The 23013-nt window shown below is 38.1% G+C and carries 15 protein-coding genes and 1 pseudogene; 7 read left to right on the forward strand and 9 right to left on the reverse strand.

Annotated elements, in window-relative coordinates:
- Positions 1-39 precede the first annotated feature (39 nt).
- Positions 40-1881: a DUF885 family protein gene (locus ACJJVZ_RS17570; protein WP_138586160.1), complete on the forward strand. Its 1842-nt coding sequence runs from the start codon at positions 40-42 to the stop codon at positions 1879-1881.
- 101 nt (positions 1882-1982) lie between these two features.
- The gene (locus tag ACJJVZ_RS17575) at positions 1983-2651 is read left to right on the forward strand and encodes a hypothetical protein (protein WP_405602314.1); all 669 of its coding nucleotides are present in this window, start codon (positions 1983-1985) and stop codon (positions 2649-2651) included.
- Here ACJJVZ_RS17575 and ACJJVZ_RS17580 read toward each other — a convergent pair.
- Entirely contained in the window at positions 2634-3077 is a 444-nt protein-coding gene (locus ACJJVZ_RS17580) for a hypothetical protein (protein ID WP_138586162.1), read from the reverse strand. The genes ACJJVZ_RS17575 and ACJJVZ_RS17580 overlap by 18 nt on opposite strands.
- A 273-nt stretch (positions 3078-3350) precedes the next feature.
- Between ACJJVZ_RS17580 and ACJJVZ_RS17585 the strand changes: the two genes are divergently transcribed.
- Together ACJJVZ_RS17585 and ACJJVZ_RS17590 are read left to right on the forward strand one after the other, a co-directional pair.
- A complete protein-coding gene (locus tag ACJJVZ_RS17585) occupies positions 3351-6020 on the forward strand; it encodes a bifunctional acetate--CoA ligase family protein/GNAT family N-acetyltransferase (RefSeq protein WP_405602316.1) in 2670 nt (889 codons plus the stop codon).
- Positions 6020-6988: an ion transporter gene (locus tag ACJJVZ_RS17590; RefSeq protein ID WP_405602318.1), complete on the forward strand. Its 969-nt coding sequence runs from the start codon at positions 6020-6022 to the stop codon at positions 6986-6988. The genes ACJJVZ_RS17585 and ACJJVZ_RS17590 overlap by 1 nt, the downstream gene beginning before the upstream one ends.
- A gap of 381 nt (positions 6989-7369) precedes the next feature.
- Here the strand turns inward: ACJJVZ_RS17590 and ACJJVZ_RS17595 are convergent, their stop codons facing one another.
- From ACJJVZ_RS17595 to ACJJVZ_RS17605, 3 genes are read right to left on the reverse strand one after another with little or no spacing between them, the layout of a single operon-like run.
- Positions 7370-11887, reverse strand: a complete 4518-nt coding sequence (locus ACJJVZ_RS17595; RefSeq protein WP_405602321.1) for an EAL domain-containing protein — start codon at positions 11885-11887, stop codon at positions 7370-7372.
- 26 nt (positions 11888-11913) lie between these two features.
- A complete protein-coding gene (locus tag ACJJVZ_RS17600) occupies positions 11914-12315 on the reverse strand; it encodes a GNAT family N-acetyltransferase (RefSeq protein WP_182702928.1) in 402 nt (133 codons plus the stop codon).
- A 2-nt stretch (positions 12316-12317) separates the two neighbouring features.
- Positions 12318-12521 carry a DUF3283 family protein gene (locus ACJJVZ_RS17605; RefSeq protein WP_077536939.1) on the reverse strand — a complete coding sequence of 68 codons (204 nt, stop codon included), beginning with the start codon at positions 12519-12521 and terminating at the stop codon, positions 12318-12320.
- A 115-nt stretch (positions 12522-12636) separates the two neighbouring features.
- Between ACJJVZ_RS17605 and ACJJVZ_RS17610 the strand changes: the two genes are divergently transcribed.
- Complete coding sequence (locus ACJJVZ_RS17610; protein ID WP_405602325.1) at positions 12637-13359, forward strand: hypothetical protein; 723 nt, start codon at positions 12637-12639, stop codon at positions 13357-13359.
- On the opposite strand, the gene ACJJVZ_RS17615 is transcribed toward ACJJVZ_RS17610, so the two are convergent.
- Together ACJJVZ_RS17615 and ACJJVZ_RS17620 are read right to left on the reverse strand one after the other, a co-directional pair.
- Entirely contained in the window at positions 13331-13576 is a 246-nt protein-coding gene (locus ACJJVZ_RS17615) for a DUF1289 domain-containing protein (protein ID WP_193154870.1), read from the reverse strand. The genes ACJJVZ_RS17610 and ACJJVZ_RS17615 overlap by 29 nt on opposite strands.
- 101 nt (positions 13577-13677) lie before the next feature.
- Positions 13678-14811: a 1-acyl-sn-glycerol-3-phosphate acyltransferase gene (locus ACJJVZ_RS17620; RefSeq protein ID WP_193154871.1), complete on the reverse strand. Its 1134-nt coding sequence runs from the start codon at positions 14809-14811 to the stop codon at positions 13678-13680.
- Between the two features lie 399 nt (positions 14812-15210).
- Between ACJJVZ_RS17620 and ACJJVZ_RS17625 the strand changes: the two genes are divergently transcribed.
- Positions 15211-16155, forward strand: coding sequence for a D-2-hydroxyacid dehydrogenase (locus ACJJVZ_RS17625; RefSeq protein WP_405602329.1), 945 nt, complete (start codon positions 15211-15213; stop codon positions 16153-16155).
- A 185-nt stretch (positions 16156-16340) separates the two neighbouring features.
- The gene (locus tag ACJJVZ_RS17630; RefSeq protein ID WP_182702932.1) at positions 16341-16721 is read left to right on the forward strand and encodes a DUF3192 domain-containing protein; all 381 of its coding nucleotides are present in this window, start codon (positions 16341-16343) and stop codon (positions 16719-16721) included.
- A 68-nt stretch (positions 16722-16789) separates the two neighbouring features.
- On the opposite strand, the gene ACJJVZ_RS17635 is transcribed toward ACJJVZ_RS17630, so the two are convergent.
- The 3 genes and pseudogenes from ACJJVZ_RS17635 to ACJJVZ_RS17645 all read right to left on the reverse strand — a co-directional run bounded on the left by ACJJVZ_RS17635 (position 16790) and on the right by ACJJVZ_RS17645 (position 22939).
- Entirely contained in the window at positions 16790-17689 is a 900-nt protein-coding gene (locus ACJJVZ_RS17635) for a diguanylate cyclase (RefSeq protein ID WP_405602333.1), read from the reverse strand.
- A pseudogene (locus tag ACJJVZ_RS17640) lies at positions 17658-21475 on the reverse strand (ATP-binding protein). The gene ACJJVZ_RS17635 and the pseudogene ACJJVZ_RS17640 overlap by 32 nt, the downstream one beginning before the upstream one ends.
- A 66-nt stretch (positions 21476-21541) precedes the next feature.
- Positions 21542-22939 carry a PhoH family protein gene (locus ACJJVZ_RS17645; protein ID WP_405602335.1) on the reverse strand — a complete coding sequence of 466 codons (1398 nt, stop codon included), beginning with the start codon at positions 22937-22939 and terminating at the stop codon, positions 21542-21544.
- Positions 22940-23013: the final 74 nt, after the last annotated feature.

Below are 23013 nucleotides of genomic sequence, written 5' to 3' on the forward strand. Positions count from 1 at the left end.
AAACACCATAATGGGTTTCTAATAACAAAAGGGAAGACAATGCGTAAACTTACTTTTATTGCAGCGGCTATAAGCACTGCACTTCTTGCTGGTTGCCAACAAGCACCACAGCAATCAACTACGACTCCTATAGTACAAACTCAAGCGGTGCAATCACAACAAAGTGAAATAGACAAAGCAAATGCGTTTTTTGAAGACACATTTAACCGTGACGTAATGAGTAGCCCTGTGTACCAAACTTATATGGGCATTAAGCAAGATTACGATAAATGGGATGATGGCAGCGAAGAAAGAAAGCTTAAAGATTTTGCACAAACAAAAGCCGACCTAGTGGCACTAACAGCAATCAATCGTGATTTATTAGATGATGCAACAAAGGTAAGCTACGACTTAAAAAAACAAGATCTTGAAAGTTCTATTGCTGACTTTAAATGGCGCAACCATAACTACCCAGTAAATCAAATGTTTGGCACTCACTCGATGATCCCTGCATTTTTGATCAATCAACACCAAGTTAGTAATGTAAAAGAAGCGAAAGACTACATTTCACGCTTAAATGGTGTAACCGCTGTTATTGATCAACTTATTACTGATCTAGATGTACGTGCAGAAAAAAATATTATTGCACCTAAATTTGTGTTTCCACACGTCATTGATTCAAGCAAAAATATCATTAAAGGCGCACCGTTTGAAAAAGGCGATGACTCTACCCTGCTTGCCGATTTTAAACGTAAAGTAACTGCGCTTGAAATCAGCCAAGTCGAAAAAGATTCGCTAATTGACGATGCATCAGACGCATTAAAATCGGCAGTTAAACCGTCTTACTCTAAGCTTATTAATTACCTAGCGCAGCTAGAAAAGCGTGCTGACGACCGTGATGGCGCATGGAAGTTACCTGAAGGTGAAGCGTTTTATAACAATGCACTTAAGCGCACAACAACGACCGATTTAACGGCTAAAGATATTCATGCGATTGGTCTATCTGAAGTAACACGTATTCATGATGAAATGCGTGAAATTAAAAATAAAGTAGGCTTTAAAGGTGATTTAAAAGCGTTTATGCAGTTTATGAAAACTGACAAGCAATTTTACTACCCAAACACTGCACAAGGTAAGCAGCGTTATCTTGACGAAGCAACGGGCCTTATTGACACAATGAAGTCTCGCCTTGATGAGCTATTCATTGTTAAGCCAAAAGCGGACCTGAAAGTTAAAGCTGTTGAAGCGTTTCGAGAAAAAGCAGCCGGTAAAGCATTTTATCAACAGCCTGCGCCAGATGGTTCACGTCCAGGTGTTTACTACGCCAACCTTTATGATATGGAAGCAATGCCAACCTATCAAATGGAAGCATTGGCTTACCATGAAGGTATTCCGGGTCATCACATGCAAATAGCTATCTCGCAAGAGTTAGAAGGCGTGCCTAAGTTCCGTAAATTTGGTGGCTACACAGCCTACATTGAAGGTTGGGGTTTATACTCAGAATTAGTGCCAAAAGAAATGGGTATGTACTCAGACCCATACTCAGACTTTGGCCGTCTTTCTATGGAATTATGGCGTGCTTGTCGTTTAGTAGTTGATACGGGTATCCACGCAATGAAGTGGACTCGTCAAGAAGGTATTGATTACTACGTAAATAATACACCTAATGCTACATCTGATGGTGTTAAAATGGTTGAGCGTCACATTGTAATGCCTTCACAAGCAACGGCTTATAAAGTAGGCATGCTTAAGATTTTAGAACTGCGTGAAGATGCTAAAAAGCAGCTTGGTGATAAGTTCGATATTCGTCAATTCCACGACGTTGTCCTTAAAAATGGCCCAGTACCATTAAATGTACTAGAAAACTTTGTTAACGAATGGATAGCAAGTAAACAAGCTTAATACCGTCGTTATAAATACAAAAGGTCGCATTTGCGACCTTTTTGTTTTACATAGCAGGAGTTTAAGCTAGAGTAAATAAGCCCTTAGCGATGGAGAATATAATGGATTTAAGCATACAATTACTTAACGCACGCATTTCAAAGCAGCAGTTAAATGAGCTCGATAACGACTTTAAACAGTTGACGCCAGCTCAACAAACTCTGCAGCTAAATCACTTATATGAAAGTGCTCAGCGCTTGAGTATAAAATATGATTTTATGCAAAATATCGCTATCCGTATTTTAACAAACAACATGCCGCCAGCACCTTTTGTTAACCAATTAATAAGTGTTGATGCATTGAGTTTTTTTACGCCAGCACTGAGAATAAACAAAGGCTTTTTAGCGCAAGACATTCAGGGGAATAACGTACTACATAATGTATTTAAACATGCCGATTCAAAAAAATTACCTTTTAATTATGTGCGATCTTTAATGTTATTTGAATCTAACGACGACTTACTTAAAGCTCTAGCACAGACGAATAAACAAGGACTCACCCCTGTCGCTTGTTATATCGCTTACGCACACAAACAAAATACACCAGTAAAGCATGAGTTTTCAGCATTACTCGCGCTTATGGAAATAGAGCAAAAACAAAACCCAAATGCAAAGCAACAGCTTGCTAACGCATTAAAAGAAGTAAACCTAAGCGAAACAACTATTTTACTAAGTGCCGCTTACTTACAGCGTTCAACAGCCCAAGTTGTACACTTAATCAAGGCGCTTTAACTCACTAACAACTTCTATACGTACATTATCAATAGCATGTGTTATAGATTGCGCAGCACTTTCATGCTCAACCATATTAGGCCAATTAGTTTGCCAGTTTTTTTGCAATTTTTGAGCTTTTAATCGTACTTTGTCGACGGCTAAATAGCTCAAGTCATGAATCAGATTAACTTTCACCCACCCTTTTCTTGGACTACCTTCAACTTCGTTACTATCGTAATGCGCTGCAAATACTATAAGTTCAAGCTCAGCTAGTTCTTGTAATATTTGAAAACTCGCAATACGTGTATTGTTGTTATCCTCACTTACTTCCATACGCCATGCGTTATAACTAAAACCTATAAACGCAAACACCACACTCGCTATTGCGGTAAAAAAATACGAACGTGGGGCCAAAACAAACTGACCATATTTAGACTCTGACATATTATTTCCTTGGGCGTGTTGATTTTTTAGATTGAAATTCGTTCAATCTAGGGGCGATTAAATCGTGGCGCGGGGTTTTGAAATAAAGCCAAAACGAATTAAACCAATACTTAAACAAATAGCTGTTATAACAATATAAAAACCGGATGCTTTTTTCACATTAGCCTCCTTGATCAACGTCAATAATAAGCAATTGCGCGCTCGAAATAACACGATAAACAGGGTACATTGAGATTATTAATAACGCAAAATTTAATCTGCCAAGGAAAAACCATGAGCCTTAAGCGAATTAGTCAGTTTTTTAACCCAAGCTCCGTGGCCGTTATTGGTGCCTCTAATATCTCTACCCGTGCAGGTTTCGTGGTTATGCGTAATTTACTCCAAGGTGGTTTTAAAGGGCCTATCATGCCTGTTACTCCAAATCATACTGCGGTACATGGGGTACTTGCTTATTCTTCGATTGCTGACTTACCAAAAGTGCCTGATCTTGCAGTTATTTGTACAAACAAAAATACTTTGATAAATATTATTAAGGAACTTGCAGAGTTAGGCTGTAAAAGTGCCATTATTATTGCCGATGGCCTCTCAGGTGAACAAAAGAGTGCGCTAAAAGCATGCGCTCAACTTCATCACGTTACTTTACTTGGACCCAATTGTTTAGGTTTGTTGATTCCCCATATTGGCTTAAATGCAAGTTTTTCACACACCATAGCAAACCCAAGTAAAATTGCATTTGTATCGCAATCAGCAGCGGTCTGTTCAACTATTTTAGATTGGGCAAAAAATAAAGAAATTGGCTTTTCATATTTTGTATCCGTAGGCGACTGTCTTGATATCAATTTTAGTGAGCTACTTGATTTTTTAGGACGTGATGCTAAAACAAACGCTATTTTACTCTACATAGATAATATTGAAGATACCCGAAGCTTTATATCAGCAGCGAGAGCCGCCGCTTTTAGTAAACCCGTTATTGCAATTAAAACAGGAAAAACAAGCGCTGGCGCGCTCGCTGCAGAAATTCACACCGGTGGAAAACAAAGCTCTGATGCTGTTTACGATGCGTTATTTCAGCGTGCTGGTATGCTACGCGTAAACGATCTGCGTGAGCTATTTGCGGCAACACAAACCTTAGCTATGCATCCTAAGTTATTAAAAGTAGAACAACTTACTATTTTAACAAATGGTGGCGGACCAGGTGTAATGGCTGTTGATGAGCTTATTCAAAGCTCAGGAAAGTTAGCCGAACTAAGCAATGAAACACGGCGGGCGCTTAATAAAGTGATCCCGCAATCAGATACTACGTCAAACCCTGTCGATATTTTTGGCGATTCAGCCCCCGCTCGTTATAAGCAAGCATTAGAAATTTTACTGCATGCAAAAGAAGTTAAAAACTTACTGATAATTCATACCCCTTCGGCTTTAGCACCAAGCGAAGACTACGCCAATATTATTGTTGAAACCTTACAAACACTCCCTAAAATGGCACGTCCTTACGTTATTACTAACTTTATGGGCGAAGACGCATCCTATGCTGCAAGAAAGGTGTGTTCTAACCATGCAATACCTACATATCGTACGCCTGAAGGGGCTGTGGGCGCATTTATGCATTTGGTCACTTATCGCCGTAACCAAAAACATTTAACGCAAACACCTGAGTCGAACACCGATGATGGCAAAATAAATAAAGTGGCTGCAACAGCAATAATTAATGAACAGTTAGATGATGAACAAAGTTACTTATCTACTCACCAAGCGAGTCAAATTTTAAGTCATTATGGTATTGAATGTATTCAAACTGAAGTTGCTTACACACCAACAGAAGCTAAAGAACAAGCCATAGAGCTTGGTTTTCCAGTAGCATTAAAGCTTATTAGCCCAAGTATTGCTTCTAAATCCGAAGTCGGTGGCGTGGTGCTCAACCTAAACGATGCAAACGAAGTTGAGCAGACGGCTTTTGCGATGCTTATTCGTATTAAAAACACTTACCCTGATGCAATTATTGAAGGGTTTTCACTACAAAAAATGGCGCCACGAGCCGGCGCGAATGAACTTCGAATTGCAATTAAAACAGAGCCCAATTTTGGCCCTGTTATTTTATTAGGTGAAGCAGGAACGGGGCTTGAGTACGCGCAAGCAGCCGTTGCTTTGCCTCCATTAAATATGAACTTGGCAAAATATTTAATTGCCGCAGCGCACGACAAAGGCGTATTAAAAGAGCGAATACTCCCTGAAAAAGTCGATAAATACCGTTTATGTGCGCTACTAACTCTTATTTCGCAGTTAGTTATTGATCAGCCGGATATAAGTTCAATGGAGCTTAACCCTATACTTGCCAGTAATGGGCAATTTTTAGTGCTTGATGCGACCATGACACTTGACCGCTATAAAGCTCAAAGTCATCGTAAGCGCTTATCTATTCGCCCCTACCCCATTGAACTTGTTGAGGTTGTCACACTTAAAAACAACACACAGGCAACTCTTAGACCTATAAAACCTGAAGATGAGCAAGCACATCAGGCATTTGATCAATCACTTAATAAAGAAGATCGATACAAGCGTTTTTTTGGTGAACTACCACAGTTTAATCATGATCAACTCGCCAAAATGACACAGATTGACTACGATCGTGAGATGGCTTTTATTGTGTGTCAACGATTTGAAGGTAAAACACGCACGCTAGGTGTATCAAGAGTTATTATGGATCCCGATAACTTACATGCTGAGTTCGCTATTGTTGTACGTTCAGACTGTCAGGGGTTAGGCCTTGGGCGAATACTGATGACAGCTGCAATTAATCATTGTAAACGCCAAGGAGTAGAATCGATTGAAGGTATTACCTTGTCAGAAAACACTGGGATGATTGAACTTGCGCGTAAGCTAGGTTTTAAAATTAGCCGCGATTTTGAAGAAGGCAGTATTAATATGGTACTTAAACTTAAATAATGAAAAAAACACTAACACTAAGACAAAGAATAGCTGGCCTATTTGAAGGTACAGGGGATTATCAACGTGCTGGTCATATACTCGATGTAGCACTCATTAGTTTAATTATGATTAATGTAGTGGCAATTGTAATTGAGTCTATAGCAAGCGTTGCACAGCAGTATTACGATGCGTTTTTAATGTTAGAAATAATCTCAGTGGCTATTTTTGCAATTGAATATTGTGTAAGGCTCTGGGCTTGTGTGGATAAAACCAAGTATGCCGCGATTGAAGGCTCTAATACCAAGCGTCGGTTAAAGTACCTTTTATCTCCATTGGCTATTATAGATTTAATCGCTATTTTACCTAGTTTATTAATGTTCTTGTTCCCGCTCGATTTACGTTTTTTACGTGTACTTCGGCTCTTGAGGGTATTTAAGCTAACTCGCTATTCACGTGCTATGCAGCTACTTTTGCAAGCTTTTGTAAATGAAGGTAGCGCTCTCTTTGCAGCCTTTTTTATTATGGCTGTGGTACTCATTTTAGCTTCCTGCGGTGTTTATTTAATTGAGCACGACGTGCAACCAGATAAGTTTGGATCTATTCCTGCCGCTATGTGGTGGGCAATGGCAACACTAACTACTGTAGGTTATGGCGATGTAGTGCCAATAACGCCACTTGGCAAATTATTTGGTGGCGTTATTACTTTACTCAGCATGGGGATGGTAGCGATTCCTACAGGCTTATTAGCTTCAAGTTTTTCAGAGCAATTACGTAAACGCCGTCAGTTTTTTGAAGACGCTGTAAATGAGCAAGTCCACGGTAATACAATCAACGATGGCTCTCTTAACGACGAACAACGTAACCACCTAGAAGAGCTTCGCCATAAGCTAGGGCTTAGTAAACTAGAAGCAAATAAAGCAATAAAAGCTCAACTTAACGAACGTAATAGTCACTTATTTTGTCGCAACTGTGGAAAGCGCCCCTAGGGCCTGTTGACCTTTCGTGCTTGATTTTTCAGCAGACTGATTGGTATTTAGACAAGTTAGAGCCTATTTATGGTTATTCCCTATAAATAGGCGATAACGCAGCATAAATGCCAAACATGCGCTGCCCTTCGGGTTCTTCCTAGGGACAACCAACTCTTTGTTACCTACATGGATTTAGGTAAGGGGCGTGAGCAGGACGCGGAAACTTTGCTCGATTTTTACTTATTCTTACAGGGATGTAAGCCATTAGAGTAACGCAGGAGCAGTTATCGAGCCCACTAGGTTACAAACCTCGCGCCGCGATAAATCGCCCCTAGATTGAACAAATTTCAATCCACAAAGGTCAACACGCTCTGGAGCCTAATTTATTAAATCAACAACCTAACTACCCATACTTTGGGTAAATATATCCTCCCAATCGCGGGACACTAAAAACGGTACGTCTTGACTAGGAACCGGTCGGCTGAATAAATAGCCCTGAAAATGCTTACAGCCTAACTCTTTTAAAAAGGCGAGTTGGTGCGAACTTTCAACACCTTCAGCAACACATTCTTTTCCTAAACTGTGAGCTAATGTCAATGTAGATTGGATAATTGCCTCGTCGCCGTAATCAATACCTATATCTTGCACAAAGCTGCGATCTATTTTTAATACATCAATAGGAAAGCGCTTTAAATAAGTCAATGAGGCATAACCTGTACCAAAATCATCCATGTACAACCTACAGCCTAAATTTTTAAGCATCTCCATACTGTGTAAAGCATGTTTTGAATCGCGCATTAGTATTGATTCAGTGATCTCAAATACAATTGCTTTTGATGGCACGCCAGCGGTACTTAATGCCTTTATTATCTCTGGGACTAATTCTTCAAATTCAAAATCAAGTGCAGATAGATTTATAGACAAATAAAGGTCGGGTGAAATTTTACGCCACTCTTTTAGTTCGCTCAAAGCACGAGCCAATGTTTGCAGCATTATTTTTGTGATTAAGCCTATGCCCTCAGCGGCCAAAGAAAACTCCTGAGTTTGTACTAGTTTATTTTCAGGCCAACGTAATAATACCTCAAATCCTTCTGTTTTATAGCTTTGAGAATTGATAATCGGCTGGTAATAATTACAAAACTCATGTTCTTGGTATGCTTTAGTCAATTGTGATTCTAAATGAAGCGCTTTTTGTACTCGCTGATTCATTTCCTGTTTATAAAATTGATAGCTTCCTTCAAGTGAATCTTTAGCATGGTAAAGCGCAATATTGGCAGCTTTTAGTAACGCGCTTTTTTGCTGCGCATCATCCGGCGAAATAGCGATACCAATACTTAAGTTCACATTTACCACTTGCCCGCCAATACTAATATTTTTATTCACACAATCCATTAACTTGGTGCATATTAATAAAACCTCTTCTATTTGATGAATATCTTCAACAAGCACTACAAACTCATCACCACCAAAGCGAGCAATACTATCTGATGGCCGCAAAGTAAGTTTTAATCGCTTAGCCACTTTTTTAATTAGCTCGTCTGCAACCTCATGCCCTAATGAATCGTTAAAATATTTAAAGCGTTTAATATTTATATGTAACAGTGCAACTTTGCATTGATAATGCTTTGCTTGCTCTAATGCATGTTCAACACGGTCATTAAAAAGAGCCCTATTTGGCAAGCCCGTTAATACATCATAATTGGCCAGTAAGTGAAGCTCATTTTCAGCTGTTTTTTGTGCGCTTATATCCGTTAAAATAATGACATAGCTACTCAGAGATTGATCGTTATCGGCCACCGCGCTTATTTTTACTAATACATGGCGCACCTCGCCATTAGCGAGCATTACACTATCCTCACAAGAAAAATGCTCTCCTACCAATAACTTTTGCACGATACGTAAATAATCAAAAAGCGCGCTACGCGAGATCCCTAAGTTTAAAGACCGACTAGACAAAGACTCGGCTGAAAAATTAAAAGCTGTTTGCAATGATTTATTTGAAGCGCGAATATTTAAATTTTTGTCGAGTATGAACACCCAATCTCGAGTTTGTTCAAATGCAGCGGTAAAGAGTAAGGCATGCTCTTCGAACACCATTTCTCGGGTCATATTTGTATATGTTCCCGCTACCTTTTGAGGGGTTTTTCCATCCCACTCAACTACTTTTCCAAAATCCTTATACCAGCGCCAATGACCTTTAGCGTGACGTAAACGGTAAGTGCAATTAAAATACCCCTTTTCGGTAGATAAAAACTCTAACCACTCTAAACGAAATAGCTGCTTATCTTGTGGATGAATTTTAGTTAAATATTCATCAAGATTAACCGTTTCACTTTCGTAGCCTAACTCGTCACGTAAACGGGGCTGATAAATACTTGGGCTACTTGATTTCCAATCCCACACACCTGATTCACTGCCCTCTAACGCTATTTTTAAACGCGCTTCACTTTCTTTACTCTCTTTATTAGCAGCTAATAAAATGCGCTGAATTTTATTACGGCGCATTACCCACATTGCCACAAAAGCAATAAATAGCACGCCATATAGCACCACAAAATATGGAGCACGCCATAAAGGATATTTAACTTTTATTTTTAAAATCGCTGGGGGAGTATATTCACCAGTAAGCGGATCTTTCGCCCATACTTTTAGTTGGTAATTACCGGGATTTAATTTAGGGAACAAAACTCGATTGTTATTACGTGTATACGTTTTTTGTCCGTTATCGAGTTGATACTCGTAAATAATACGTTCTTGATTGCTAAAAGCCATGGCTGAAAATGCCACTTCTAGCCCTATATCATCATGATTTAAAACCACTTCGTTAAGTGGCTGCTTTAAATCAAGTGATAGGTCTCGCGACATTAAATCAACACCCGTGATATTGACATGATCGATAAGTGAGCGAAGGTTTTTATTCTCCATCGGGTGAAAATAAGTAAAACCTTTTAAACCACCGTAAGCAATACGGCCATCTTTTAGCTGTGCCATTGCATTGCTATTAAATTCAGCAGAGAGCAATCCTTCGGATACAGTAAACTGTTGAAAATGTAGCGTTTTAGGATTTAGTCGCCAAATTCCTTTATGGCTACTCATCCAAATCATCCCTTCATCATCAAGTACCATATTATAAAGCAAAGTACCTAGTTTATTTTTTTCTAAGTCAATTGTGTGTACAAGCTCATAGGTAGAAGCATTGACGCCAATTAAGCCAAAGTTAGATAGTGATATCCATAAAACATTATTATTATCCATTACATACGACAACACACTGATAGCAATGTTTTCGTGCTGTTTAGGCACTTTATAAATGACCTTAAGCGCTAAACTATCAGGGTTTATTTGATATAAAATCCCCGCATTAAAAAACAATGGTGAATCTGGCTTATTAGTAAGTGGTGGTAAAAAACCATATACTAAAAAGGGCTCAAACTGTGCTATTTCTCCCCCTAATCGAGTCACTATTTGACTATCAATATTATAAACAAATACACCATGATCAGAATGCACATAATACAAATCACCATTTGGCATTAAAGTAACACCATGCACCCAACCTGTTATTTGCTGCTGATTAGCTGAATTTTTTGTTTTAGGTTCGCTGATTTGATGCGTAAGGGGATCAAAAATAAATAGCCCACGATTGCTATAAAGCCATAATTTATCTTTATAAGGCATAACTTCATAAACAGTAAATTCGGTAGTTAATAAATCTACTTGATAATTTTTTAGATAAGCCTTTCCAATATTATTTTTTAAATCGACCTCTGTGATACCGTTATGCGTAGCAAGCCATAATTTATCTTTGTACTCTGTAATTCCCCAAACAGAATGATGCGATAACCCATCGCCTCTAATTGAGCTACCATCAACATTATTAAAATGATAATTGTCATTTGATAAATAAAACGCGCCATCTGTTTTGGTCGCTACCCATATTCCACCCGATTTATCTTTTGCCATATCAATAATACTGGTATCAGCAAGTGTGTATTTACTCTCTGTTATACGTGTATTTTTAACCAGTTCGCCACTGTGTAAATCAAACTTAAATAGCCCTTTATCAGTGGCTAAATCGAGCTTACCCTGCTCATTCGCTATTTCCCAAATATTTAAATTAGCTAACAACACTTTACTTTTAAAGGTTAGATCTGGGCGCTCAAACATCCCTGACAAATTACTAATATCGACCTGATATAACCCCTTGACCGCACCGACCAGCAGCTGATTATTTTCACCTAAAGCAAACGATTTCACATTATTTTGATAAATATGATTAGCCTCTCCTTTTAAGTGCTGTAGTGGCCGTATTTGCTTACTAGCAATATCAAAAACATAAGCCCCATGAGTAGTGCCAATAAATATATAACCGTTGTAATGAAATAACTTTCTAATGAGGGTGTCTTTGTATTCGCTGGGCAGTTCAAAAATAGATGTTATATCGCCACTTTCAATATCAAGTTTAGCAAAATCCCGACCGCGCCCAATCCATAACGTTTTATTGTCAACGGCAAGCATACTAAAAACAGATTGATTAATTATTTGCTCTTCACTGGTGGGTTTGGTTATAAATTGCTTGTATGAATCCGTTGCGGGATCGTATCTAAATAATCCTGCAAGTAAGGATGCAATCCAAATATGACCGTCAGGATCTTGGTAAATTCGATCAATAATAGCTTCCTCTAATTCACCATTAGGACCATTAATAGAAAGTACTTGATAACCATCATAGCGATTAAGCCCAGCTTCGGTCGAAAGCCATAAGTACCCATTGTTATCAATCAGCATGGTGTTAACATAGCTTTGTGATAAGCCCTCACTAGGAGATAAACGCTTTACTTGTGCGCTTACTTGGCAGCTTAAGATCGCTATGCAAACGATAAAACAACTTATGATCCAGTTGACGTCTTTGCTCATGCTTATTCCATATTGTTATTTTACTATTATGGGTACTTTAGGGCGACGATATTGCGGTGTGTGTAAATATTAAAAAGTGCTTGCAACGCAAGAGTATATGTTAACACTTGGTTAAAACCAATAGAATGGTATAAATCTGCTAAGTTTTTATAAGCAAAGGTATAAATAGTTTTATTTTGGCGCTTCAATAGCGTTGAGATAAGTAACTTTGCAAGGCCTTTGGACCTATATTCTGGCGCTACAAAAACCGTCGATAAAAATAAAAAGTCATCCTTATTTTGCAACCTACATGCGGCAACTATTTGCGCTTTATAATAAACAACCCAAAGCTGATCTTGTTTATTAGCCCGTCCTTTGACGCTGTATTGATCATAAAATTTATTAACAAGTGGCGTTTTAATTCTATCTAATACTTCAACCCTATACATGCCTAGCTCAGCATCAATGCCAAATACTGTTCAAACTGCTGCTTTAAGAACATTTGTTCAGCAATCGGACGGCTGTGAATGGTGTTGTACACTTGTTCACGTGTTTTTTTATTACGCTTAATTTGGTATGCCCAGAATGATGCTTCATAATCGAGCTGAATTTGGTATTTTTCTTCACGCGGTAACAAACATAAATTAAAACTCACAGTATTTCCTCATTAATTTTATAAAAATGCTGCTCAGACAAACTGGGCAAAAGGTAAGCAACTTGCTATTATCAGCCTCTCATTTTATTGATTTTTACTGCAATTGGAAGTGATAGTGCATCAACGCCTTAGTACCTTGTTATTATTAGGTTATTTATTGTTCAGTGCACCATGTTTTGCTCATCAATACAACCTCACTTTTAACCGCCCAGAAAGCACTCCGCAAGCAAATTATGTTCTTGAGTTATTAACGCTAGCCTACACCGACATTGGCCATAAAATTCATGTTATCGACTTTAACCGCCAAAATGCACTCTTAGCGGCTAATAATGGTGTCCTTGATGGGCAGTTAGGCCGTGATATTAGTGTCGAAAACAATTTTAATAACTTAATTAGAGTTGACTACGAACTGCTGCAATTTAATTTAGTATTATATAAAGCTTGCCAGCCTAATACATTAGAGCAACTAAAAAACGTAGCTATTTTAGCAGGCTACCCAGTACAAAAACGTTATTTAGCAAGTACAAGCTTTGTGGGGAATATTATTGAAGTAAAAAATATGAATACACAGCTGAACTTGCTAGCTCAAAAAAAGGTAGAAGGTGTTTTGCTACTTGATTTTTTCATGGATAATAAATCAATACCTTCGCCCACCGGTTGTTTCGAAAAAGAAGTACTAATGATCTACCCAATTTATCACTACTTACATAAAAAAAATAAAAATTTAGTTAAAAAATTACAACATGCATTAACTAAATTAAATAGTAATGGGACTGTCTATGCTTTGCGGGCAAAATATAATTTAAAATTTAAAAATCGAAACCACGCTGCTCTGTAGTGTTATTAAATACTGTATTTTGCTGCTGTTTTTGCAAGTAACGCTTATAGCGCTGCTGGCATAAACTGAGCACTTTTTTCTTTTCGCTGTTGGTCAGGGAATTCCAAGTAAAACGCTCATCACGACTTCGGTAACAGCCTTTGCAATACCCTCTATTATTCACTAAGCAAATACTCTTGCAAGGGCTTGGAATATCAAATATTTCAATTTGTTGCATAAAGTGAATACCACTTAAAAGAATCAGACTTTTAGTATAGCGTTTTTTTTAAGCAAAAAAAAAGCAGCAATTAAGTTGCTGCTTTTATAATAACTAACCAATTAATGTTCGCAGTTGTTTGTATTAATTTCAGTTTTACGATGAAATGGCTTGGCGTACATAGCCAATACCAATGGCTTTAGTTCATCGGGTACACTCGCCATACGCTGTTCAAACGTAATGGTATCGGGTGAGTTAATCACTTCTTTTTTGCAGCCACCAGCAATGTAGTTCCCTGGGTGCAAGTAAAAAGAATCGACAATTTGTTTATCAATCGTTTTTGCAAGTTCCTCAGCACTATCACAGTGCGATTCAATCGGCTCTCCAAATGCTAAATGTACATGTCCTTTTGCAGCACTAAACCCCTCAACAATACTGGCGATATCTTCACCCGCTGATTTAGTGTATTCACCGTGGTGTTGCTTATGATAAAGCTCTTTAGCTTTAGCAATAGCGCACGGCTCATATTGATAAGATATAGAAACAGGCACTATTTTTAACTCTTTAATATAATCGCCAAATTGTTTCTTTTGCTTTCTACCATTTAGCTGTAGCATTTTTAGAAGCGCTGGATCTGTTTGATCAAAACCATCTTTTGCGCGCCCTTCTTTTTGTGCAATCCAGATAGAGTTACCACTTATTAGTGAATCATAAATGTAGGATGAAAGCTGAGTCAGCGCTCTTAACATCTCTTTTGGTGCTTTGGTCGAACGTTTCACAATAAAGCTTTTATTTAAGCGCATAAGCTCAGTGATATAAGGTCTTTGCAATAAATTATCGCCAATAGCAATACGCACTGTTTTCATTTTATACTGGAACAATCCCCAGTTCACTAATGCAGGATCGAGTACAATATCGCGGTGGTTAGAAATAAATAGATAAGCTTGGTTTGGATCTAATTTATCGAGCCCTGAAAAAGTAACTTTTGATGTAGTGCGCTTTACTAATTTATTAAGGTATTGCGCAACTTCATTTTGTACATCCTCAACGGTGCTTACACTTCCCCATTTTTTGCGCAACTGACTTCTTACTAACGGGCGTGTAATAAAGGGCACCGCCGATAAAAAACGCGGTAAATTGTACTTTGCAATCACATCAATAAATGCATTATCGTTGATTAAACGCGATAGCGAAGCCGTAACTTCATCATCGTTATAGGGTCTTATATCAGCGTACTTATCTTCTAATTCACTCATTACTACATCTATAATGTTAAAAAACAGCACACCAAAGCGTACCGTTTATGTCTATATTCGATTATAACTCAGCCAATCTAAAATGCGAAATAACCAAAAAAATGATTTTTATTCTTAGCAACTCGCTAATAAATCTAGTTAAAGTCGAGTTTCATTACCTTCTATGACCATAGGCTTGCTTATAAGTGCAAAAAAACTGATCAGTCTAGCAAAATACCATGTTCTCAACCTACTAGTGGGCAGACCACTACTACAAAACTCTCTCGTCATTTGGTAGTAATACCATTAACAAAGCCTTTCTTTCGTAGTACCTTAAGCCATATTTTAGATTTTTGATGGATCGTAAGCCTCTTTTTTACGATTTTAACTCTTTCAGATCCACTTATTTTAGGGCTCATAATGAACATTACTATTCTTGATAACGCAACGTTAGCTAAAACGTCTCTTACTTGTATTGAACAACTTGGTAAATTAACGACTTATGAGCTTACCAGCCCAGAGCAAGTTATTGAACATTGCCAAGACGCTGATGTATTAATCACTAATAAAGTAGTTTTAAATCGGGAAACGATTAGCCAATTAAAAAAATTAAAACTTATTTGTGTGAGTGCTACAGGGACTAATAATGTTGATTTAGAGGCCGCTAAAGAGTTTAGTATTGCTGTTACTAACGTAGCTGGCTATTCAACCCCTTCAGTTGTTCAGCATACATTTTCTTTAATTACTAACTTACTGGGTAATACACACCGCTACCAGGCAGATTGTCAGCAAGGCGCGTGGCAAAAAAGTGACATGTTTTGCATACTCGATTACAGCTTTAACGACTTACAAGGCAAAACATTTGCCATTATAGGCGGTGGTACGTTAGGTCAAGGCGTAGCTAAAGTGGCTGAGGCATTTGGTGCTAATGTTATTATTGCCGAGCGTAAAGGCGCTGCATGTCGCGATGGTCGAACCCCTTTTGAAGAGGCCATTCAAATAGCCGATATAATCAGCGTACACTGCCCGCTAACAGATGAAACTTGTGATTTAATTGCACTTAATGAGCTTAAAATGATGAAGCCAAGCGCTATAATTATTAATACAGCGCGTGGTGGGATTATTAACGAATCCAACTTAGCTACAGCGCTTGAGCAAAACCTAATTGCTGGAGCCGGTGTTGATGTACTAACTAAAGAACCTGCTGAGCTTTCAAACCCGCTTGCTAATTATAAAGGTAATAACCTTTTACTTACTCCACATATAGCATGGGCAAGCACTGAATCTATTGTGCGTTTAATTAATGAAGTAAGTTTAAATATTGCTGCATTTACCAAAGGCGAATCACGCAACCGCTTGGTGTAATGATTTTATTGTAGTAATCAAATAAACTAAAAAATGGCTGTTTTTACTAATTCATTTAATATTTTATTAAATAAAAACAGTCTAATCCACCTAACAAGCTGATTAATAAAAGTTTAAAAATATGGTCTACTCTTTGCTTTGATACAGCTAATAACCAATTAAAAATCTTATTAAGGTAAATAAAAATGAAAAAATCACTTTTAGCAGCCGCTTTAATCGCTCCATTTTTAACAGGCTGTGTTATTGCCGTATCAGATGGTGAAGCTGAGACTCATTGGGCTGGTAAGAATTCATCTAGCTGGCAAGTACAACATAAAAATAATCGTGAAGCTATATCAGAGCTAAAAATGGATAGCAGTTATCACTCTGTTTTAGCGCAATTAAAAACACCTAATTTCACAGAACTATTAAAAAAAGATGACGATGTATACCAAGTACTTTTTTATGTAACTCATAGCAAGCATTCAGATTCTAAAACAACGAAAGATGAATGTACGCCACTTGTATTTAAAAATGATAAGTTAGTGGGCATTGGTGAAACCGCTTTAGGTATGATCACGCAGTAACCAATAAAAAGTGTTTGATACGAAAAACGCCAATATATGAATATTGGCGTTTTTTGTATATTAAGTTTTTAGCGTGCGACTATTCTATCTCGCCCAGCATCCTTTGCCGCATACAGGCCTATGTCAGCTTCTTCTAAAAGAATGTGCTCTGCGCCTATTTTGCCACTTTCAGTCGTTGCTATACCAATACTAATGGTGATGTGGTTAGCGTTGAGTGACTCTGTATGCTCTATGTTTAAACTATTAACTGCTTTTCGTAATTTACTTGCAAATGCGACTGCCTCCAGCTTACCTATTTCGGGTAATACAGCGGCAAATTCTTCCCCGCCATAGCGAGCAATAAAATCGTTTCCTCGCTCACACTGACCAACCAACGCGTGGGCTACTTTTTTTAAACAATCATCACCAGCACGATGTCCGTAATAATCGTTGTAGCGTTTAAAGTGATCTATATCCATAAGTATAACGGAAAGAGGTAAGCCACTGCGTTTGCTTTTTTGCCACTCTCGGGAGAGGTTTTCGTCAAGATAACGTCTATTCGGTATTTCTGTTAAGCCATCTATTGAAACTAGCATTTCTAGCAAGTCATTTTTTTGCTTTATTAATAACTGATTACGTACCCTTACGCGAACTATAGAGGCGCTAAATGGCTTAGTTATATAATCCATAGCACCAAGTTCTAAACCTTTAGATTCATCTTCGTGGCTGTGATTAGCGGATATAAAAATAACTGGTATCGCGTGTGTGATTGGGTTTTCTTTTAGCTTAACCAACACTTCATAACCATTAAGCCCTGGCATCACTACATCAAGTATAATTAAGTCAACTTGCATTGTTTCTACAAAGTTCAGCGCTTTTTCACCGCTTCCAACTAAAAATACGTCATGCTCAGCATTCAATGTTTTCTCTAGTACCAACAGATTGATAGGATCATCATCAACAATCAGTACTTTCGCTTTTTTTGACATCCTGAGCCCCTAAACTTTTATAAAAACAATAACCTGTTTTAACTGCATAATGAGTGCTTGCATGGTAATTTCGATAGATTCATCTAGGCTATTAGTTGTTTTAAGGCGCTTCTCACATTGCTGCGCGCAATACGATAGTCTTTTAAAGCCTAAATTACCTGCGACCCCTTTGATACTATGCACTAAGCGTACCAAATCAACTTCATTGGTACTCTCCTTTATTTGTACTAACTGGGTTTCACACAGTTCAGCAAATTTATACATCATAGTATTTAGTAACGTTTCATCTAAATTAAACTGCGCTAAAGCAAATGATCTATCAAAAAAACAAGGTTTAGAGAGCGATAACTCTGCTATTGCCTCAATTAATACGTTAGCCACAACAGGTTTCACTAAATGCTTGTTCATACCACAGCCTAAGGAACGCTCAATATCTGCCGGCTCGCAATGTGCTGTTAATGCAAAAATAGGGAGTTGTTCTGCGTCAAACTGTTGGCGGATTAATATTGTTGCTTGGCAGCCATCTATATGTGGCATTTGGACATCCATTAAAATTAAATCAGGTCTCAACCCTAATAATAATTCCATCCCCTCTTGGGCACTTAAAGCAACAACAACATTAGCTCCAGCTTGGCACAGTACACTATTGATAATGTCTAAATTTAATTGATTATCGTCAATTGCTAATATTAAGAGACCTGCTATATCCTGATTACCTTTCCCTGAATCTAAAATAACTTCACTACCTTTAAACCTCGGTTCAAGATTCGCACTTAAATTAAACAGTCGCTGGCCAAGTGCTGAAGCCTTAATATAGTGGATATCTAAAGACTCAATCGTCGATAAATTTATTGTTTGCTGATGATTTATTAAAATAATGGAAGTGGCATTTGACGTTAACGAATCCTTTATTACTTTTACCTTTAGTAATATAGGAAGATCAGTTGCATCTATGATTAATTGTTTAGTCTCTGCAAGCTTTAGTGGGGACTTTAAAGCTTCATTTAAATCAACGCGAGCTAATTGTGAAAAAGCCTCCGTGACACGATTTAACTCCCGACTTTGCTCTGAAACAATACTCAACGTATCGCTTGGTAATGAGTAGTGTGTTGTTGTATCGACATGTAGTGAAATGCTAAAGTAAAATTCACTCCCATGTCCTTTATCACTTTTTAAAGCAATATCGCCGCCCATTAACGAAACCGCATGTTTAACAATAGCTAAACCCAAGCCAACGCCTTGATGCTTTCGTGTCGACGATTCGTCCCCTTGAGTAAAGGCATCGAATAGACGCCTTTGATCTATTTTATCTATACCGTTTCCAGTATCAATCACTCGAAAGCAAATCGCCTGCTCAGCACTTTCATCTTTGAGCAAATCCATTTTAAGCGTGATTGACCCTGCTTTTGTAAACTTAACCGCATTCGTTAATAGATTGCCTAGTATTTGTTGTAAACGAATACTATCGCATATTAAAACTGGGGCGATTAAAGGGTCTACATCAATCACAAACTCAACATCTTTGTTTTCACACAAAGGCGCTGTTAGGCTCTCACAAATATCAATGAGATCAACAATGCTAAATGGCGTTAATTTCAGTTCAGCTTGTGCACTCTCTACACGAGCAAAATCAAGCATTCGGTTTAGCATTAGCAATAAGCTCTGCGCAGCATGCTTAGCTTGCCCCGTTTGTTTTAGCTGTTTTCGGGTAAGCCCTTGCTCTGTAAGCATATCAAGCAAACCTAATACTGCATTAAGAGGGGTACGTATTTCATGGCTTAAATTAGCGATAAACCGGCTTTTAGCAAGAGTTGCACGCTCCGCATCGTGTTTCGCTTTAGTAAGTGCACTGACATCCTGTAAGTGGATCACGTAATAAGATGGATCGCGTTTTTCGTCCCACACAAGCGATACACTCATTTGTAGCCAACTAGCGAGATTTCCTTGCGCTAATGTTAAATGGTACACTTTTTTCTTATCATCAAGTAGCTGGGCCAAGGTGGCCTCTATCTCTTGCCATTGGTTATTATCAAACAGCGCTTTAAGTGGCTCTCCAACTAAAACGGGCTGTTCAAAAAATAGTTTTCGAGCGGCTTTATTAACCTGTAAAATAGTGTGTTCAAGCGATAACAATACAACACTATTTGCAGCAAATTCAATTGCACTTCTAAATTTAGATTCTGACGCTTTTAAAGCATATAACGTTTGCTGTTGCTCGGTTATATCGCGTCCTATTCCCATTGTTCCCAACAGTTGCTGATGCTCATTATAAAAAGGAGCTATAGTTAATTGATAAGATTTGTCTTCTGTATCTATACGCTGTTGAATATCGTTGCGATTTTGTAACACCTGCTTCTCAAGAATACTAATTTGCTCGTCATCATCACTTATTTCTTCCATGCACTTACCTACCAACGCAGTTTGCTCTTTACCTATGTAAGCTTCAAATGCTTTATTACATCCTAAAAAGGAGCCATCGATATTTTTGAAATAAATAAGATCTGGCACACTATTGAGCATGGTATTTAGCAAAGCTAAGTGACGCTCTTTTGCTTCGTAACTGCGTTTTAATTTTTCGGATTGTAGCTGTACCTGTTCATCTAATTTTTTATTTGCATTTTGTAACGATTCTACTAATTGTTCATTTTTAATAAACACACGCTTTACTTTAGAAAACCAAGGTTGCCAGTTCAGTGGTACTTTGTAATTAAGCTGTTCACTTTGCTGTTCATCATTTTGCTCTAAATAATGCATTAAGCGGGTCATCGGCTTTACAAAAATACGCTGACTTAACCAAAAAAACACGCCAAACATCAAACTTAAAAATAGCGTCAAAAATATAAACTCTAATAAGATTTCGTATTGAATCGGGGTTACTAATTGTGATTTAGATTCATAAAACGCAGCGTGGATGGGTAAATTCCCCATCGCTTGCATAAAGTAGTTTTTATCGCTTGTTAACACCGTTGATTTTTGATGGAGTTCAGCCGACTTAGGCCAATAAGGTTTTAACCTTGTTGCTTGTGCTATTTCATTTTTTGAACTGGCGATAATTTGATGTGATTGGTTCATAAAAACATACTCTCCACTGCTCGCTGGAGAGATCTTTTTTAACCAAGCAGAGATTGCCTGTATATCATAAATTAAAATAATGTAATCGTGCGAGTCAATCTCTCGCTGTCGACCTATTGCAAAATACGCTTTGTCATTTACTTTAATTATAGAGCTTGAAGAGAGCTTATTTGGCGAAAATTCGGGTTTAAATTTACCGTTTAATATTTCCGTTAAAAATAAACTTTGATCTTTATTACGCCTAGCCACATACGCAAATCCATCATCATCAACATAGGCAACCGCCGATAAAGACGGCATCAATGCAAGCGTTGTATTAAACGATGGCCCCAAAGCGATAACTTGCTGCCACTGAGAAATAGCACGTGTAGATAACGCAAATTCTCCTTTACCAACAACCTCCGAGCCTTGATCAGCAAAATGATGATAGTAATAACCTTTGTGTTGATTAACACCCTTAAGCAACACGTGGCTAAACTCTTGATGAGGAGGCTGTTTATACAAAGTAAACATGGCCGTTAATAAGTTACTCACAGCTTCCATATCATGATTGACCTGCGCTGAAACATTCCTAAAGTCAGCTTCGCGCTTTTCAACAGCACGTTCTAATTTAATAGTATATAAGTGCAAACAAAGTAAAAAGGCGACGATTAGGGGGACTAAAAGCGCAACAAATAAAGAACGATAATAATGTTTAAGAGGTAAAAAAATCAACGTACTGCCTGCGTTATGGCCCGAAAATCAATCAATAGACTATCGAGCCAATTTGTTAAGCGCAAGTTATAAATTTTCTTCTGCGAATGAGGCTAATCGACTACGTACAACACCATTGAGGTTTATAGTTGCGCTGCCTTCAAATTTTTTGAAGCGCTCTACTATATACGTTAAGCCCGAAGTCACCGGGGTTAGATAATTACTGTCTATTTGCGCCAAGTTACCCGTACAAATTAATTTAGTACCTTCGCCGCAGCGAGTAATAATCGTTTTCAGCTGGGATGCCGTTAAATTTTGGCTCTCATCTAAAATTACTACCGCATTTTGAATGCTACGCCCACGCATAAAGTTAACCGATTTAAACTGCACATTAGCCTTTTCCATAATATAGTTTCGGCTCGATATCGGATTTTCGTCGCCTTTGTGCAATACCTCCAGCGTATCGGTAATCGCTGCAAGCCATGGCGCCATTTTTTCCTCCTCCGTACCGGGTAAAAAGCCGATGGATTCTGCTATCTCTGGGGTATTACGAGTGACTATTACTTTGTCGTAAATACCTTTTTCGATAACCATTTCAAGGGCGCTGGCAAGCGCTAACAAAGTTTTACCACACCCTGCTGGGCCAGTTAAAATGACAAGCTCTATACTTGTATCAAGTAATGCATCAAGCGCCATACCTTGATAAATATTTTTTGGCTTAACCCCCCATGCTTGTTGATGCATTAAACGCTCAACGCTAATATCTTTTAACGTAATGTGCTCATCATCGTAGAATTTAACACGTGCAGCAAAGTGATCTCCGCCATCAAGCAAATATTCATTACAAAATACATCAGGGATTAAATTTTTAGGCACATGATGAAATGTATCTCGGCCATGTTGCTCTGTATTGCACTGCCCAACATGCTCCCAAAAATCGCCTTCAATTTTTTTATAACCACTAGTGAGTAAGCTTATGTCGTCAATAAGTTGGTCGGTACGATAATCCTCAACATATTTAAGTCCTGCGCCTTTGGCTTTTAAGCGCATGTTTATGTCTTTTGTCACCAATATAACTTTTGAATCACTGTGTTGCTTTTGTAAATACACCGCACAGTTAATAATCCGATGATCGTTTTCGTTACCAGGCAGCCCCGAAATCGAGTCGGCAAATAAATGATCGTTTACAATTATGAGTGTACCCGCAGAGCTCGCTTTTGCCTTTTTATTACCTGGCAGCGCCACGCCTTGTAACATTTGTTCAGGGGTTGCATTTTTAAGTACTTCATCTAGCCCACGAATAGCGACGCGCGCATCACGGCTTACGTCGTGTTTTCTGTCTTTTATGTGGTCAAGTTCTTCAAGTACTGTCATCGGAATAACAACATTGTGTTCTTGAAAAGACAAATAAGCGAGGGGTTCGTGAAGTAGCACGTTGGTATCTAGCACATACATTTTACTTTCAAGGTTCGAAGCTTTTTCCATAGCACTTTCCTTACGTTTTATGATTTTTATGCTATACCAAAATAACTAAGTAAAACGGGCAAAACTTAAACCTG

Origin of the sequence: Pseudoalteromonas sp. Ld19, from assembly GCF_045064135.1 — a bacterium.
GTDB lineage: Bacteria > Pseudomonadota > Gammaproteobacteria > Enterobacterales > Alteromonadaceae > Pseudoalteromonas > Pseudoalteromonas aliena.

Bases quoted from the DNA above. Each gene is read 5' to 3' on its own strand.
- ACJJVZ_RS17570 (WP_138586160.1), top strand. From the start codon at position 40: ATGCGTAAACTTACTTTTATTGCAGCGGCTATAAGCACTGCACTTCTT.
- ACJJVZ_RS17575 (WP_405602314.1), top strand. From the start codon at position 1,983: ATGGATTTAAGCATACAATTACTTAACGCACGCATTTCAAAGCAGCAG.
- ACJJVZ_RS17580 (WP_138586162.1), bottom strand. From the start codon at position 3,077: ATGTCAGAGTCTAAATATGGTCAGTTTGTTTTGGCCCCACGTTCGTAT.
- ACJJVZ_RS17585 (WP_405602316.1), top strand. From the start codon at position 3,351: ATGAGCCTTAAGCGAATTAGTCAGTTTTTTAACCCAAGCTCCGTGGCC.
- ACJJVZ_RS17590 (WP_405602318.1), top strand. From the start codon at position 6,020: ATGAAAAAAACACTAACACTAAGACAAAGAATAGCTGGCCTATTTGAA.
- ACJJVZ_RS17595 (WP_405602321.1), bottom strand. From the start codon at position 11,887: ATGAGCAAAGACGTCAACTGGATCATAAGTTGTTTTATCGTTTGCATA.
- ACJJVZ_RS17600 (WP_182702928.1), bottom strand. From the start codon at position 12,315: ATGTATAGGGTTGAAGTATTAGATAGAATTAAAACGCCACTTGTTAAT.
- ACJJVZ_RS17615 (WP_193154870.1), bottom strand. From the start codon at position 13,576: ATGCAACAAATTGAAATATTTGATATTCCAAGCCCTTGCAAGAGTATT.
- ACJJVZ_RS17620 (WP_193154871.1), bottom strand. From the start codon at position 14,811: ATGAGTGAATTAGAAGATAAGTACGCTGATATAAGACCCTATAACGAT.
- ACJJVZ_RS17625 (WP_405602329.1), top strand. From the start codon at position 15,211: ATGAACATTACTATTCTTGATAACGCAACGTTAGCTAAAACGTCTCTT.
- ACJJVZ_RS17630 (WP_182702932.1), top strand. From the start codon at position 16,341: ATGAAAAAATCACTTTTAGCAGCCGCTTTAATCGCTCCATTTTTAACA.
- ACJJVZ_RS17635 (WP_405602333.1), bottom strand. From the start codon at position 17,689: ATGTCAAAAAAAGCGAAAGTACTGATTGTTGATGATGATCCTATCAAT.
- ACJJVZ_RS17645 (WP_405602335.1), bottom strand. From the start codon at position 22,939: ATGGAAAAAGCTTCGAACCTTGAAAGTAAAATGTATGTGCTAGATACC.